This is a genomic window from Leclercia sp. LSNIH3 (assembly GCF_002935105.1).
GTDB classification, from domain to species: Bacteria; Pseudomonadota; Gammaproteobacteria; order Enterobacterales; family Enterobacteriaceae; genus Enterobacter; species Enterobacter adecarboxylatus.
The window spans coordinates 2,604,944-2,621,069 of record NZ_CP026387.1 but is presented as its reverse complement, the minus strand read 5'-3'; the positions used below and the strand labels follow the sequence as shown (position 1 = coordinate 2,621,069).

13 protein-coding genes are annotated in these 16,126 nt (G+C 55.3%); 5 read left to right on the top strand and 8 right to left on the bottom strand.

Going from position 1 to position 16,126, the window contains the following annotated elements; translation table 11 throughout:
- Positions 1 to 40 precede the first annotated feature (40 nt).
- The 4 genes from wzzE to trxA all read right to left on the bottom strand — a co-directional run bounded on the left by wzzE (position 41) and on the right by trxA (position 4,370).
- Positions 41 to 1,087, bottom strand: a complete 1,047-nt coding sequence (gene wzzE / locus C3F35_RS12640) for an ECA polysaccharide chain length modulation protein (RefSeq protein ID WP_032615178.1) — start codon at positions 1,085 to 1,087, stop codon at positions 41 to 43.
- Positions 1,088 to 1,099: 12 nt separating this feature from the next.
- The gene (gene wecA / locus C3F35_RS12635; protein WP_032615180.1) at positions 1,100 to 2,203 is read right to left on the bottom strand and encodes a UDP-N-acetylglucosamine--undecaprenyl-phosphate N-acetylglucosaminephosphotransferase; all 1,104 of its coding nucleotides are present in this window, start codon (positions 2,201 to 2,203) and stop codon (positions 1,100 to 1,102) included.
- Positions 2,204 to 2,443: 240 nt separating this feature from the next.
- A complete protein-coding gene (gene rho, locus C3F35_RS12630; protein ID WP_001054528.1) occupies positions 2,444 to 3,703 on the bottom strand; it encodes a transcription termination factor Rho in 1,260 nt (419 codons plus the stop codon).
- Positions 3,704 to 4,040: 337 nt separating this feature from the next.
- Positions 4,041 to 4,370 carry a thioredoxin TrxA gene (trxA, locus tag C3F35_RS12620; RefSeq protein WP_006179218.1) on the bottom strand — a complete coding sequence of 110 codons (330 nt, stop codon included), beginning with the start codon at positions 4,368 to 4,370 and terminating at the stop codon, positions 4,041 to 4,043.
- 144 nt (positions 4,371 to 4,514) lie between these two features.
- On the opposite strand from trxA, the gene rhlB reads away from it, so the two are divergent.
- Entirely contained in the window at positions 4,515 to 5,780 is a 1,266-nt protein-coding gene (gene rhlB, locus C3F35_RS12615; protein ID WP_032615184.1) for an ATP-dependent RNA helicase RhlB, read from the top strand.
- 5 nt (positions 5,781 to 5,785) lie between these two features.
- Entirely contained in the window at positions 5,786 to 7,270 is a 1,485-nt protein-coding gene (gppA, locus tag C3F35_RS12610) for a guanosine-5'-triphosphate,3'-diphosphate diphosphatase (RefSeq protein ID WP_103793448.1), read from the top strand.
- A gap of 45 nt (positions 7,271 to 7,315) precedes the next feature.
- Here gppA and rep read toward each other — a convergent pair whose 3' ends face one another.
- Positions 7,316 to 9,337 carry a DNA helicase Rep gene (gene rep, locus C3F35_RS12605; RefSeq protein ID WP_077227600.1) on the bottom strand — a complete coding sequence of 674 codons (2,022 nt, stop codon included), beginning with the start codon at positions 9,335 to 9,337 and terminating at the stop codon, positions 7,316 to 7,318.
- A 112-nt stretch (positions 9,338 to 9,449) separates the two neighbouring features.
- Between rep and ppiC (C3F35_RS12600) the strand changes: the two genes are divergently transcribed.
- Positions 9,450 to 9,731: a peptidylprolyl isomerase PpiC gene (gene ppiC, locus C3F35_RS12600; protein ID WP_032615191.1), complete on the top strand. Its 282-nt coding sequence runs from the start codon at positions 9,450 to 9,452 to the stop codon at positions 9,729 to 9,731.
- Between the two features lie 49 nt (positions 9,732 to 9,780).
- Positions 9,781 to 10,062, top strand: a complete 282-nt coding sequence (gene ppiC, locus C3F35_RS12595) for a peptidylprolyl isomerase PpiC (protein ID WP_032615193.1) — start codon at positions 9,781 to 9,783, stop codon at positions 10,060 to 10,062.
- Between the two features lie 112 nt (positions 10,063 to 10,174).
- Here the strand turns inward: ppiC (C3F35_RS12595) and ilvC are convergent, their stop codons facing one another.
- Positions 10,175 to 11,650 (bottom strand): ketol-acid reductoisomerase, encoded by a 1,476-nt coding sequence (ilvC, locus tag C3F35_RS12590; protein ID WP_032615195.1) that lies wholly within the window; start codon positions 11,648 to 11,650, stop codon positions 10,175 to 10,177.
- A gap of 152 nt (positions 11,651 to 11,802) precedes the next feature.
- Between ilvC and ilvY the strand changes: the two genes are divergently transcribed.
- Positions 11,803 to 12,693, top strand: coding sequence for an HTH-type transcriptional activator IlvY (gene ilvY / locus C3F35_RS12585; protein ID WP_032615197.1), 891 nt, complete (start codon positions 11,803 to 11,805; stop codon positions 12,691 to 12,693).
- Positions 12,694 to 12,720: 27 nt separating this feature from the next.
- Here the strand turns inward: ilvY and ilvA are convergent, their stop codons facing one another.
- A complete protein-coding gene (gene ilvA / locus C3F35_RS12580; protein ID WP_103793469.1) occupies positions 12,721 to 14,265 on the bottom strand; it encodes a threonine ammonia-lyase, biosynthetic in 1,545 nt (514 codons plus the stop codon).
- Positions 14,266 to 14,267: 2 nt separating this feature from the next.
- Positions 14,268 to 16,118: a dihydroxy-acid dehydratase gene (gene ilvD / locus C3F35_RS12575; protein ID WP_032615201.1), complete on the bottom strand. Its 1,851-nt coding sequence runs from the start codon at positions 16,116 to 16,118 to the stop codon at positions 14,268 to 14,270.
- Between the last annotated feature and the right edge of the window lie 8 nt (positions 16,119 to 16,126).

The following is a 16,126-nucleotide window of genomic DNA, read 5'->3' as shown; positions in this document are numbered from 1 at the left end:
AGGCGATGAAGGCCACAGGCCTTCATCGTAGATGGCGTTCTTAATTTTTGCGACGACGGGTTAATGCCACGCCAGCGCCAATCAAAGCACCCACAATCCCCCACATAATCATCAGGAATGCGCGACGTGGACTATCGCGTTTTACAGGTTCTTCAGGAGTTCGCAAATAACGATAGGTCTGAAAACGTGGATCCAGTGTCGGACCGACGTTGAGGGTTGTTAGCATGGCGCGGTTTTGGTCGTAGTCGAGGTCTACATCTGGCCCCACGGCTTGCAGGTTTTCCAGACGTGCCTGCAGCATCGGGCGACCCAGCAGGAACATTTCAGAGTCCGGCAGTTCGTCTGCGGGTACGTCAGTTTCGCTGCGGGAGATGTTGCTCTTCTCCGCAATCTTCAGCGCCTGTTCAATATTATGAACCCGGCGGTTGAAGATCGCTTTCGCGACCTCTTCCTGACGTTTGACCTGCGCTTTCATCTGTACGGTACGCGCCGCCCAGGCCCCTTTCAGCTCATCATTCAGATGACTTGCCGCACGCTGGCTGGCGAAAGCAACGTACTGGCGCAGCAGGTTATTAGCATCCGGCGCGGTTTCCGCGATCAGTTTGACGCTGTCGTTGATGTTGCGCAGCGGATCGCCCGCCATAAACTGGATATTGTTGATCAGCTCATCCAGCAGGGCGGCATCCGCCTTGCTGTTACCCACCATACGCTGTTTGAAATAGTCGGTCTGGTTCCAGAAATCACGACGTGTATCCCAGGAAGCCAGCTGCATGATGAACTCTTTGTACGATTCGTCCATCACTGACGGCTGGTCGGCGGAGGCGGGATTCGCTTTCACATCCAGGTTACGCAAAAACTGTTGCTGGGAGTAGAACCCTCCCAGCATGTTCACCGTCGGACGGTCAGTAATCGCCGTCGCGCTCCACTCTTGTCTGGCGAAAAAAGTATAAGCCAGGGCGATAAGTGCAAAGCCCAGCGCAATTCCTGCAATCCAAAACTTGCCCGCCCATAACACGCGGAACAAGCCACGAACATCCAGCTCATTCTCAGTTACCACTGATTTTGCTCCCGCCAACGGTTGAGTCATTACAGTCCCGATTTACTTGGTTAAAGTTGGGTTATTGCCATTATTTCGACGCATACGGCGTTTCACGCGTTTAATAAATCGCGCCACTTTCCATGCGCGCTTAATACAATAGCCGTACAGGAAAAATGCTAGCAAGAATAATACCAACATTACCCATTCAGGAATGAAATGAGCATACTCTGCGGCGACACCAATACCTGCCAACAGCGCAGCGGCCAGCGTAATTAAGACAAAGGCCTGACGTGAGGTGAAGCCGGCGCGCATAATGAGATGGTGAATATGTTGACGGTCTGGCGAGAACGGACTCATCCCTTTACGCAGGCGACGGTACATGATCGCCACCATATCCATCAGCGGAATGGCAATAATCCACAGCGCCGTCACCGGGCTGATCGGGTGGGTGTTCCCCTGGGTAGTTTCCAGCAGGATCCAGATGACGGTAAAACCAATCAGCGTACTCCCGGCATCGCCCATAAAGACTTTATAGCGACGCCCTAGCACGCCCAGGTTCAGGCAGATATAAGGCAGAATGGCGGCAATCATCGCAAAACACCACATCGACAGGCTGTATTGTCCGTCGAACCACAGGATGATGCCGATCGCGGCAAACGACACGCTGGAGAGACCACCCAACAGACCGTCAATGCCATCCACCATGTTAAAGGCGTTAATCGCCGCCCACACCGCAAACAGCGTCAGGAAGTAGCCGAACGGCCCTAACACCATCTCCCAGGTCCCGAAGATGTAGCCGAGGCTGCTGAGATAGAGTTTGCCGACAACCATCATGATGACGCCGATAGCCGCCTGAACCGCAGCGCGGAATTTCACGCTGATATCAAACCTGTCGTCCAGCGCCCCCACCAGTACCAGCACACCGGCACACGACAAATAGAGCGCCGCATGCGGGATATAGTAATCCGCAATACTGAAGGTGAAGCAGATGCCCGCATAAACAGAGATTCCGCCAACCAGCGGAATCAAGCCTTGATGGCGTTTACGATAATTGGGCTTATCCACCAAACCGACTCTTTTTGCCGCCTTACGGGCGAGAAATAAAAAGCAGGTGGTGAAAAGAAAAATACTGATTAGCTCAGTCACCGCGGTGAGTAGATTCACTATGGATACTCTCAACAAATGTTAATCCCGGAAGTATAACCTTGAAGGCTCGGCTTCAGAAGGAAAAAGCAGGCCTCGCCCAAGTCCCTTTGTTTATTTTTCAAACAATTAATTTTCTGCTTTGACGAACATTCCGATTTTCGTCTCTCGCAGAATAATTCTACAGCGCACTGTAACAGCGTATAAGTCAGAAAAGAAAAACGCCACGTAAAAACGTGGCGTTTCGGCGGTTTATTTACTTTACGAGCGCTTCATCATATCGAAGAAATCGTCGTTAGTTTTGGTCATCGCCAGTTTGTTAATGAGGAATTCCATTGCGTCGATTTCACCCATTGGATGGATAATTTTGCGCAGGATCCACATTTTCTGCAGCTCTTCCTGAGTGGTGAGCAGCTCTTCTTTACGGGTACCGGAACGGTTGTAGTCGATCGCCGGGAAGACACGTTTTTCTGCAATCTTACGAGACAGGTGCAGTTCCATGTTGCCTGTACCTTTAAACTCTTCGTAGATAACTTCATCCATCTTCGAGCCGGTATCGATCAGCGCCGTTGCGATGATGGTCAGGCTACCGCCCTCTTCCACGTTACGCGCAGCACCGAAGAAACGCTTCGGACGGTGCAGGGCGTTGGCATCCACACCACCGGTCAGCACTTTACCGGAAGCCGGAACCACGGTGTTGTAAGCACGCGCCAGACGGGTGATAGAGTCGAGCAGGATGATAACGTCTTTTTTATGCTCAACCAGACGCTTCGCCTTCTCGATAACCATTTCCGCAACCTGAACGTGGCGGGATGCTGGTTCGTCGAAGGTAGAAGCCACAACTTCACCTTTCACCAGACGCTGCATCTCGGTTACTTCTTCTGGACGTTCGTCAATCAGCAGCACCATCAGCACACAGTCTGGGTGGTTGTAAGCGATGCTCTGCGCGATATTCTGCAGCAGCATGGTTTTACCCGCTTTTGGCGGTGCCACAATCAGACCACGCTGGCCACGACCAATCGGAGACGCCAGATCCAGAACGCGAGCGGTTAAGTCTTCGGTAGAACCGTTACCACGCTCCATGCGCAGACGCGAGTTCGCGTGCAGCGGCGTTAAGTTTTCAAACAGGATCTTATTGCGCGAGTTTTCTGGTTTGTCGTAGTTAACTTCGTTAACTTTCAACAGCGCAAAGTAGCGTTCACCCTCTTTAGGAGGACGAATCTTACCTGAAATGGTGTCACCAGTGCGGAGGTTGAAACGGCGGATTTGGCTGGGGGAAACGTAGATATCATCAGGACCGGCGAGGTAGGAGCTGTCTGCAGAGCGGAGGAAACCAAATCCGTCCTGCAATATCTCCAGCACACCGTCGCCAAAGATATCTTCGCCACTCTTTGCGTGCTGCTTCAGGATGGCAAAAATGATGTCCTGCTTGCGCATACGAGCCTGGTTTTCCAGTCCCATATTTTCGCCGAGAGTGATCAGCTCAGAAACCGGCGTATTCTTTAATTCGGTAAGATTCATAATGGTGTGGGTTCTTAAACTCGGGGTGATACTCGAACTTAATTTGTGAATGGTATGGCAGGGTCATCCATGCCTGTTAGCGGCCATCGACTCATGTCTGTTCGCTGTCTGGTCACAGGGAAAGCACAGAACTGAAACGACAAGACGGATTGAGTGACAAGCCCGGAATCTATCCACTTCACGCACTGTTTAAAGGAAACAACGGGAAGTATCGGGTAAAACAAGATTCAAACAACAAGGTATGTTTAAAACGAAGTCATAGGTAACTTAGCATGACTCAAGCCGGGCGTCCAGAGATCCAAACAATTTAGAAACTCTGGACGCTCAGACGAGAACCTTACGCCAGGTTGGCGTCCAGGAACTCTTTCAGCTGACCTTTGGACAGTGCGCCCACTTTGGTCGCCGCAACTTCACCGTTTTTGAACAGCAGCAGAGTTGGGATGCCGCGGATGCCGTATTTCGGCGCGGTGCCCGGGTTCTGGTCGATGTTCAGTTTAGCAACGGTCAGTTTGCCCTGATATTCGTCAGCGATCTCATCCAGAATCGGGGCGATCATTTTGCAAGGACCGCACCATTCAGCCCAGAAATCGACGAGGATCAGCCCGTCAGCTTTTAGTACGTCCGTGTCAAAACTGTCGTCAGTCAGGTGAATAATTTTATCGCTCATATATAACTCCACAGGAATAAGCCTGGCGCGTTGATCTCGCTTCCATCAACGACCTGTTGATGTAGCATTAACCAACTAAAGGTTGACTTTATTTCACCGGATACGCTTTCGTAAAGCAATAGTAAGCTGATATTCTACCACACTATGAGCAAAACACATTTAACAGAACAGAAGTTTTCCGACTTCGCCCTGCACCCAAAAGTCATCGAAGCCCTTGAAAATAAAGGGTTTCATAACTGCACGCCTATTCAGGCTCTCGCCCTCCCGCTAACGCTGGCAGGTCGCGATGTTGCAGGGCAGGCGCAAACCGGTACTGGCAAAACGATGGCGTTTTTAACGTCAACGTTTCATTATTTACTTTCTCACCCGGCAATTGCTGACCGCAAAGTTAACCAGCCGCGCGCGCTGATTATGGCCCCGACGCGAGAACTGGCGGTACAGATCCACGCTGACGCAGAGCCACTGGCACAGTCCACCGGCCTGAAACTCGGCCTGGCCTACGGCGGTGACGGTTATGACAAACAGCTGAAAGTGCTGGAAAGCGGCGTCGATATTCTGATCGGCACCACCGGCCGTCTGATTGATTACGCTAAACAGAACCACATCAACCTCAGCGCTATCCAGGTTGTGGTGCTGGATGAAGCCGATCGCATGTACGATCTCGGCTTTATTAAAGATATCCGCTGGCTGTTCCGTCGCATGCCTGCCGCTAACCAGCGTCTGAACATGCTGTTCTCGGCAACGCTGTCGTATCGCGTCCGTGAGCTGGCGTTCGAACAGATGAACAACGCCGAATACGTCGAAGTGGAACCGGAACAGAAAACCGGCCACCGTATTAAAGAAGAACTCTTCTATCCGTCGAACGAAGAAAAGATGCGTTTACTGCAAACGCTGATCGAAGAAGAGTGGCCAGATCGCGCTATCGTGTTCGCCAACACCAAACACCGCTGTGAAGATATCTGGGGCCACCTGGCTGCGGATGGACATCGTGTAGGTCTGTTGACCGGCGACGTCGCGCAGAAAAAACGCCTGCGCATCCTTGAAGAATTTACCCGTGGCGACCTGGATATTCTGGTGGCGACGGACGTGGCTGCACGCGGCCTGCACATCCCGGCAGTGACCCATGTCTTTAACTACGACCTGCCGGATGATTGCGAAGATTACGTTCACCGTATCGGTCGTACCGGTCGTGCGGGCGCCAGCGGTCACTCTATCAGCCTCGCCTGTGAAGAGTACGCTCTGAACCTGCCAGCGATTGAGACCTATATCGGTCACTCGATTCCGCAGAGTAAATACAACCCGGAAGCGCTATTAAGCGAACTGCCGCCAGCGAAGCGCCTGACGCGCGCCCGTTCCGGCAATGGCCCGCGCCGTAACAGCGCACCGCGTAACCGTCGTCGTTCAGGCTAAAAACTATGCTCCGGTCCACCTCGCTCTATGCAGCTATTGATTTAGGTTCGAATAGTTTTCATATGCTGGTTGTACGCGAGGTGGCGGGAAGTATACAGACGCTAACGCGTATTAAGCGCAAGGTCCGTCTCGCGGCGGGCCTGAGTGCGGATAATCATCTCTCTCCTGAAGCCATGGAGCGCGGCTGGCAATGCCTGCGTCTCTTTGCCGAACGTCTGCAGGACATTCCTCCTCAGCAAATCCGTGTCGTTGCTACCGCAACCCTGCGTCTGGCAGTGAATGCCGGTGAGTTTATTGCCGCCGCGCAGGCGATCCTCGGCTGCCCGGTGCAGGTGATCAGCGGCGAAGAAGAAGCCCGCCTGATTTATCAGGGCGTGGCGCACACCACGGGCGGGGACGAACGTCGTCTGGTGGTGGATATCGGCGGCGCAAGCACCGAACTGGTCACAGGTATCGGTGCCCAGGCCACCTCTCTGAACAGTTTATCAATGGGCTGTGTCACCTGGCTTGAGCGCTACTTTAGCGATCGCAACCTGGCGCAAGAGAACTTCGATGAGGCAGAAAAAGCTGCCCGCGAGGTGCTGCGCCCGGTGGCGGATGAGCTGCGTTATCACGGCTGGAAGGTCTGCGTTGGCGCGTCCGGTACCGTCCAGGCGCTACAGGAAATCATGATGGCGCAGGGGATGGATGAGCGCATCACGCTGGCGAAACTGCAGCAGTTAAAGCAGCGCGCAATCCACTGTGGCCGTCTTGAAGAGCTGGAAATTGAAGGGCTGACTCTTGAGCGCGCCCTGGTTTTCCCCAGCGGGCTGGCGATCCTGATTGCCATCTTCACCGAACTGAATATTCAATGCATGACCCTTGCGGGCGGTGCGTTAAGGGAAGGGCTGGTCTACGGCATGCTGCATTTGGCCGTCGATCAGAATATTTGTAACCATACGCTGCGCAATATTCAGCGCCGGTTTATGGTGGATATCGAACAGGCGCATCGGGTTGCGAACCTGGCGGTCAGTTTCCTCGATCAGGTCGATAACGAGTGGCATCTGGAGCCGGTCAGCCGCGAACTGCTGGTTAGCGCATGCCAGTTGCACGAAATCGGCCTGAGCGTTGATTTCAAACAGGCGCCGCTGCACGCCGCCTACCTGGTACGCAATCTCGATCTGCCCGGCTATACTCCGGCGCAGAAAAAACTGTTAGCCACGCTGCTGTTGAACCAGACCAATCCCGTCGATCTCTCTTCGCTCCACCAGCAAAATGCGGTACCACCGCGCGTCGCGGAACATCTCTGCCGCCTGCTGCGTCTGGCGATCCTCTTTGCCAGCCGTCGGCGTGACGACTTGCTGCCCGCCATCACCCTGACGGCGGAAGGCGAAAAGCTGACGTTGAACCTGCCGGAAAAGTGGCTGGATAATCATCCGCTGGGGGCAGAAATGCTGGTGCAGGAGTGCCAGTGGCAAAGCTATGTGCACTGGATACTTGACGCGCAATAACCCTGATGACATGCCCGGCAGCGCTACGCTTACCGGGCCTGTTAACTAACGATTTTTTGCTTTCTCCATCATCGCGCGAATATTGGCGATACTGGCTTGGCCTTTATGCATCCGCTCTTCAGCAGTAATCACTTTGCGTTCTTGCTCCCAAAGCACATCATCCTGAGGTAATTCCAGCAGGAAGCGGCTCGGCTCCGGGCGCACCAGTTCCCCGTACTGACGGCGCTCTTTACACAGCGTAAAGGTCAGCTCTTTTTGCGCTCGCGTAATGCCCACATACGCCAGACGGCGCTCTTCGTCGACGTTATCTTCATCGATACTGCTCTGATGCGGCAGAATGCCCTCTTCCATGCCCACCAGATAGACATAGGGGAACTCCAGCCCTTTCGAGGCATGCAGGGTCATCAGCTGCACCTGATCCGCTTCCTCTTCGCTTTCGCCGCGCTCCATCATGTCACGCAGGGTAAAACGGGTGACGACCTGGGTCAGGGTCATTGGCTCGTCGATGTCGGACCCTTCCAGCATCTCGGTCATCCAGCTAAAAAGCTGGTTGACGTTCTTCATCCGCATCTCTGCCGCTTTCGGGCTGGCGGAGGTTTCATACAGCCAGGATTCATAGTCGATGCCGCGGATCAGATCGCGCACCGCTGCGATCGGCTCTCGCTCGCTCAACTGCTGGATCTCGCGCAGCCAATGGGTAAAGCGGGTCAGTGATTCATAGCCACGCCCGGTTAAGGTATGGCTCAGACCCATATCGAAACTGGCAGTCAGCAGGCTCTTATTACGGGTCATCGCCCACTCGCCCAGTTTTTGCAGCGTTGCCGGGCCTATCTCCCGCTTCGGCGTATTCACGATGCGCAGAAACGCGCTGTCGTCATCCGGGTTAGTCAGCACGCGGAGGTAGGCGAGCAGATCTTTGATCTCTGGGCGCGAGAAGAACGAGGTACCGCCGGAGATTTTGTACGGAATGCGGTTTTGCATCAGCATCTTTTCAAAGACGCGCGACTGGTGATTCCCGCGATAAAGAATGGCGTAATCTTTATAGTTGGTCTTATTCACAAAGTGATGAGCAATCAGCTCACCCGCCACGCGTTCAGCTTCGTGATCTTCGTTATTGGCGCTCAGCACTTTAAGTTCAGTGCCATAACCCAACTCAGAAAAGAGGCGTTTTTCAAAGACGTGCGGGTTATTGGCGATCAGGATGTTTGCCGCCTTCAGAATACGGCCGGATGAGCGGTAGTTCTGCTCCAGCTTGATCACCTGTAGTGCCGGGAAATCTTTGCTCAGCAGGACCAGGTTTTGCGGACGGGCACCGCGCCAGGAGTAGATCGACTGATCGTCATCGCCTACCACGGTAAAACGCGCGCGCTGCCCGACCAGCAACTTCACCAGCTCGTACTGGCTGGTGTTGGTGTCCTGATACTCATCCACCAGCAGATAGCGGATCTTGTTCTGCCAGCGTTCGCGCACCTCTTCATTGCGCTGCAGCAGCAGCGTAGGCAGCAGGATCAGATCGTCGAAATCGAGCACGTTACAGGCTTTCAGATGATCGTTATACAGGCTATAGCAGTGGGCGAAGATCCGATCCCGCTCGCCTTTGGCACTTGCCGCGGCCTGTTCGGGGTTCATCAGATCGTTTTTCCAGTTGGAGATCGTAGAGATCAACTGCTGCAGCACCGTTTTGTCGTCTTCGATTAGCCCTTCGGTAAGCTCTTTCAGCAACGCCACCTGGTCGGTATCGTCGAAAAGGGAAAAGTTCGACTTCATGCCCAACGCCGCATATTCGCGCTTAATGATATCCAGCCCCAGGGTATGGAAGGTGGAGATCATCAGGCCGCGCGCCTCTTTACGCCCCAACGTCTGCCCGACACGCTCTTTCATCTCGCGCGCCGCTTTGTTGGTAAAGGTCACCGCCGCGATATGGCGTGCCTGATAGCCGCAGCCGCGGATCAGGTGGGCGATCTTGTTCGTGATGACGCGGGTTTTACCGGAACCCGCCCCTGCCAGCACCAGGCATGGTCCAGTAACGAATTCGACCGCTTGTTGTTGTCCAGGGTTTAAACGCATGGGAATATTGCTCAATCTTCGAACGGGGTGGGGATTGTAGCAGAAAGCCGGGCGCAGATTTACCGGCGAATGATAAAGTGAAGAAAACGCGATCAACCCCGAGAGCAGAACCATGAAAAAGAGCGCAGCGGCCCTGCACATTCTGGTAAAAGAAGAAAAACTGGCGCAGGAGATCCTCGCCAAACTGGCGCGCGGCATTAGCTTTGATCACCTGGCAAAACGCTATTCAAAATGCCCGTCCGGGCGTAACGGTGGCGATTTAGGTGAGTTTAAGCAGGGTGCGATGGTCGGCCCCTTCGATCAGGCGGTCTTCAGTTGCCCGCTACTCAAGCCTTACGGCCCGGTGAAAACCAAATTTGGCTACCATATCATTAAGGTGCTGTACCGCAGCTAACGCGTGGTATATTGCGCCCCGATTTAACTCAACCCTTCAAGGCACGATCATGGCTAAAACAGCGGCAGCAATGCACATCCTGGTAAAAGAAGAGAAACTGGCTCTGGAGCTTCTGGAGCAGATCAAGAACGGCGGCGACTTCGAGAAGCTGGCGAAAAAGCACTCCACCTGCCCATCAGGTAAAAAAGGCGGCCACTTAGGTGAATTCCGTCAGGGCCAGATGGTTCCGGCGTTCGATAAAGTGGTGTTCTCTTGCCCGGTGCTGGAGCCAACCGGCCCGCTGCACACCCAGTTCGGTTACCACATCATTAAAGTGCTGTACCGTAACTAATAAAAAGCCCGGAGTTTGAACTCCGGGCTTTTTTTCGGGTGGCAGCTACGCCTTACCCGGACTGTGACTTTTTTGCAGGCCGGGTAAGCAAAATGCCACCCGACATGCGCTTTTAGCCTGCTACCGCGATGCGTTTCATGTCGGTCATGTAGCCACGCAGCTTCTGGCCTACTTTCTCGATTTCGTGGCTGCGAATCGCTTCATTCACGTCACGCAGTTGGGCGTTATCTACCGCGCCTTCGGTAATCGCTTTGCCCAGGTCGCCGGTCTGCAGCGTGGTCATGAACTCTTTCAGCAGCGGTACGCATGCGTAAGAGAACAGGTAGTTACCGTACTCCGCGGTATCCGAAATCACCACGTTCATTTCGTACAAACGCTTACGGGCAATGGTGTTCGCGATCAGCGGCAGCTCGTGCAGTGATTCGTAGTAAGCAGACTCTTCGATGATGCCGGAATCAACCATGGTTTCGAAGGCCAGCTCAACGCCTGCTTTCACCATCGCAATCATCAGAACGCCTTTATCGAAGTACTCCTGCTCGCTGATTTTGCCGTCGAACTGCGCAGCGGTTTCGAACGCGGTTTTGCCAGTCTCTTCACGCCAGGTCAGCAGGTTTTTGTCGTCGTTCGCCCAGTCAGCCATCATGCCGGAAGAGAACTCACCGGAGATGATGTCGTCCATGTGTTTCTGGAACAGCGGTGCCATGATGGTTTTCAGCTGCTCAGACAGCGCGAACGCACGCAGTTTTGCCGGGTTAGAGAGGCGATCCATCATCAGGGTGATACCGCCCTGCTTCAGCGCTTCGGTGATGGTTTCCCAGCCGAACTGAATCAGTTTCTCAGCGTATGCCGGGTCGGTGCCTTCTTCTACCAGCTTGTCGAAGCACAGCAGAGAGCCGGCCTGCAACATACCGCACAGAATGGTCTGCTCGCCCATCAGGTCAGATTTTACTTCCGCAACGAAAGAAGATTCCAGAACGCCCGCACGGTGGCCACCGGTAGCCGCTGCCCATGCTTTGGCAATCGCCATGCCTTCGCCTTTCGGATCGTTTTCCGGGTGAACCGCGATCAGCGTTGGTACACCGAAACCACGTTTGTACTCTTCACGCACTTCAGTACCTGGGCACTTAGGCGCTACCATGACCACGGTGATGTCTTTACGGATCTGCTCGCCCACTTCAACGATATTGAAGCCGTGGGAGTAGCCCAGCGCTGCGCCGTCTTTCATCAGCGGCTGTACGGAACGTACAACGTCAGAGTGCTGTTTGTCTGGCGTCAGGTTAACCACCAGATCCGCCTGCGGGATCAGCTCTTCGTAGGTGCCTACTTTGAAGCCGTTTTCGGTCGCTTTACGCCATGAAGCGCGCTTCTCAGCAATGGCTTCTTTACGCAGGGCGTAGGAGATATCCAGACCGGAGTCACGCATGTTCAGGCCCTGGTTCAGACCCTGTGCGCCACAGCCGACGATGACCACTTTTTTACCCTGAAGGTAGCTCGCGCCATCAGCAAATTCATCGCGCGCCATGAAGCGGCATTTGCCCAACTGCGCCAACTGCTGGCGCAAGTTCAGTGTATTAAAGTAGTTAGCCATGGGTGATACCTCGTGATGTTGTGTGTCTTATTGTTCGGTTCGCTTTTCAGCGAGAATGTACCCACATTACAACAGGAAATTTATTGCGGAAATTGATATATTCACAACGTCATGTTGCAATTTCTGCAATGTAAAAACGGGGAGTGGAATCAGTGGATTTACGCGATCTGAAATTGTTCCTGCATCTGGCGGAAAGCCGTCACTTTGGCCGCAGCGCACGCGCCATGCACGTCAGTCCCTCCACGCTTTCCCGCCAGATCCAGCGCCTGGAAGAGGATCTTGGCCAGCCGCTGTTTGTGCGCGACAACCGCACGGTGACGCTTACCGAAGCCGGAGAAGAGCTGCGCACGTTCGCCCAGCAAACCTTGTTGCAGTATCAGCAGTTGCGCCACACCATCGACCAGCAAGGGCCATCGCTTTCCGGTGAACTTCATATTTTTTGTTCCGTTACCGCCGCCTACAGCCACCTGCCGCCTATTCTCGATCGCTTCCGCGCCGAACATCCGTCGGTAGAGATCAAACTCACCACCGGTGATGCCGCCGACGCGATGGAAAAAGTGGTCACAGGCGAAGCGGATTTGGCCATTGCCGGGAAACCGGAAACCCTGCCGGGCGCAGTGGCGTTTTCGATGCTGGAAAATCTGGCGGTGGTGCTTATTGCCCCGGCGCTGCCTTGTCCGGTGCGCAATCAGGTCTCGGTGGAAAAACCAGACTGGTCAACGGTGCCCTTTATCATGGCCGACCAGGGACCGGTACGCCGCCGCATCGAGCTGTGGTTTCGTCGGCAGAAAATCAGTAATCCCTCGATTTACGCGACGGTGGGCGGGCATGAGGCGATGGTCTCGATGGTGGCGCTCGGCTGCGGCGTGGCGCTGCTGCCGGAAGTGGTGCTGGAGAACAGCCCGGAACCGGTGCGCAATCGCGTGATGATTTTAGAGCGCAGCGACGAGAAAACGCCGTTCGAGCTTGGCGTGTGCGCACAAAAAAAGCGGCTGCATGAGCCGCTTATTGATGCGTTCTGGAACATTCTGCCCAACCACTAGCCGGAGCCTTATCCGGCTACGAGCCGTTTACCCTGCCAGGAAGAACCTGAACGCCGGGTTATGGGTCTCGTCATGGCAGTCGTAACCCAGTTCGTTGAGGCGCGTTTCGAAATCCGGTTCATGCTCACCCAGTTCGAACGCCGCCAGCACGCGGCCATAATCGGTGCCGTGGCTGCGGTAATGGAACAGGGAGATGTTCCAGTGCGTGCCCAGCGTATGCAAAAACTTCAGCAATGCACCCGGTGATTCCGGGAACTCGAAGCTGAACAAACGCTCCTGTAACGGTTTCGACGGACGCCCGCCTACCATGTAGCGAACGTGCAGCTTCGCCATCTCGTCATCAGAGAGATCTACTACGCTGTAACCGCCTTCATGCAGCAAGGAGAGGATCTCCTTTCGCTCGTCCAGACCGCGGCTTAAGCGCACCCCGACAAAAATGCAGGCGTCTTTGGCATCGGCAAAGCGGTAGTTGAACTCCGTCACCGAACGACCACCCAACAGCTGGCAGAACTTCAGGAAGCTGCCCTTCTCTTCCGGGATGGTCACCGCCAGCAACGCTTCACGCTGCTCCCCCAGCTCGCAACGCTCGGAAACGTAGCGCAGACCGTGGAAATTAACGTTCGCGCCAGAGAGCACGTGGGCCAGACGCTCGCCGCGAATGTTGTGCTGCGCGATGTATTTCTTCATCCCCGCCAGCGCCAACGCACCGGATGGCTCTGCCACCGCGCGCACATCCTCGAAGAGGTCCTTCATCGCCGCGCAGATAGCGTCGCTATCAACGGTGATGATGTCGTCGAGATACTCCTGGCAGACGCGGAAGGTTTCATCCCCGATGCGTTTCACCGCCACGCCTTCGGCAAACAGCCCGACGCACGGGAGATCCACCGGATGACCGGCATCCAGCGCCGCCTTCAGGCAGGCAGAGTCTTCCGCTTCCACGGCAATGACTTTGATCTGCGGCATCAGCTGTTTGATCAGCACTGCGACCCCTGCCGCCAGCCCGCCACCACCGACCGGGACAAACACCCGATCGAGATGGGCATCCTGCTGCAGCAGCTCCAGCGCCAGCGTGCCCTGGCCAGCAATCACCATCGGATGATCGAAGGGCGGCACCCAGGTAAAGCCCTGCTGCTGCGCCAGATCGATGGCTTTGGCTTTCGCTTCGTCAAAATTGGCACCGTGGAGCAGCACTTCGCCGCCAAATCCGCGCACCGCATCGACTTTAATATCTGCCGTTGCTACTGGCATGACGATCAGGGCTTTCAGCCCCAGTCGCGCAGCAGAGAACGCCACGCCCTGGGCATGGTTGCCTGCGGACGCCGTGATCACACCACGCGCTTTTTGCTCGTCGGTCAACCCGGCCATCATCGCGTAGGCACCGCGCAGTTTGAAGCTGTGTACCGGTTGACGGTCTTCACGCTTCACCAGAATGACGTTATCCAGCCGCGAAGAGAGCTTGTCCATTTTTTGCAGCGGGGTAACCTGCACCGCTTCATAGACCGGCGCACGCAGCACCGCCCGGAGATATTCTGCCCCCTCAGGGGCAGACGATAAAGGTTGGGATTCGGCCATCATTAGCCCCCGAGTTTGGATTTATCGCGCACCGCGCCTTTATCTGCACTGGTGGCAAGGGTAGCGTAAGCACGCAGGGCGAAGGAGACTTCGCGCTGACGATCTTTCGGCGTCCAGGCTTTGTCCCCACGCGCGTCCTGTGCTTCACGGCGGGCAGCAATTTCCTGAGGGCTCAGTTTCAGCTGAATACCACGATTCGGAATGTCGATTTCGATCAGATCGCCATCTTCGATGATCGCGATGTTACCGCCGCTGGCCGCTTCCGGCGAAACGTGACCGATTGAGAGACCGGATGTCCCCCCTGAGAAACGACCGTCGGTGATCAGCGCACAGGCTTTACCGAGACCCATAGATTTAAGGAAGGTCGTTGGGTAGAGCATCTCCTGCATCCCCGGCCCGCCTTTCGGTCCTTCGTAGCGGATCACCACGACATCGCCAGCGACAACTTTGCCGCCGAGGATCGCTTCCACCGCATCATCCTGACTTTCGTAGACTTTTGCCGGACCGGTGAATTTCAGGATGCTGTCGTCCACGCCTGCCGTTTTAACGATACAGCCGTTTTCCGCGAAATTACCGTAAAGCACCGCCAGGCCGCCATCTTTGCTGTAGGCATTTTCCAGCGAGCGAATGCAGCCTTCCGCGCGATCGTCATCCAGGGTATCCCAGCGACAGTCCTGGGAGAACGCCTGCGTGGTACGGATACCTGCCGGGCCGGCGCGGAACATTTTTTTGACGGACTCGTCTTTGGTCAGCATCACGTCGTACTGATCCAGCGTTTGCGGCAGCGTCAGACCGAGCACGTTTTTCACGTCACGGTTCATCAGCCCTGCGCGATCTAACTCCCCGAGGATCCCCAGCACGCCACCCGCACGGTGAACATCTTCCATGTGGTATTTCTGTGTGCTCGGCGCAACTTTACACAGCTGCGGCACTTTGCGGGACAGCTGGTCGATGTCGGTCATGGTGAAATCAATTTCTGCTTCCTGGGCCGCGGCCAGCAGGTGCAGAACGGTATTGGTGGAACCGCCCATGGCGATATCCAGAGTCATGGCATTTTCAAACGCCGCTTTGCTGGCGATATTGCGCGGCAGCGCGCTGGCATCGTCCTGCTCGTAGTAGCGTTTGGTCAGCTCAACAATGCGTTTACCGGCGTTAAGGAACAGCTCTTTGCGATCGGCGTGGGTCGCCAGCAGCGAGCCGTTACCCGGCTGAGACAGACCCAGCGCTTCGGTCAGACAGTTCATTGAGTTCGCAGTGAACATACCGGAACAGGAGCCGCAGGTCGGACACGCCGAACGCTCAACTTGCTCGCTCTGCTCGTCGGAGACTTTCGGGTCAGCACCCTGAATCATCGCGTCAACCAGGTCGAGCTTGATGATCTTGTCGGACAGTTTGGTTTTACCCGCTTCCATCGGACCGCCGGAGACGAAGATCACCGGGATGTTCAGGCGCAGGGAGGCCATCAGCATCCCAGGGGTGATTTTGTCGCAGTTGGAGATGCAGACCATCGCATCGGCACAGTGGGCGTTAACCATGTACTCCACCGAGTCGGCAATCAGCTCGCGCGACGGCAGTGAATAAAGCATGCCCCCGTGCCCCATTGCGATCCCGTCATCCACGGCGATGGTATTGAACTCTTTCGCCACGCCGCCAGAGGCTTCAATCTGCTCGGCAACCAGCTTCCCGAGATCGCGCAGGTGCACGTGACCCGGTACAAATTGGGTGAAAGAGTTGACCACGGCGATAATCGGTTTGCCGAAATCGGCGTCGGTCATTCCGGTGGCGCGCCACAGCGCGCGGGCGCCCGCCATATTGCGGCCGTGAGTGGTAGTGGCGGAACGGTACTTAGGCATGCGTTATT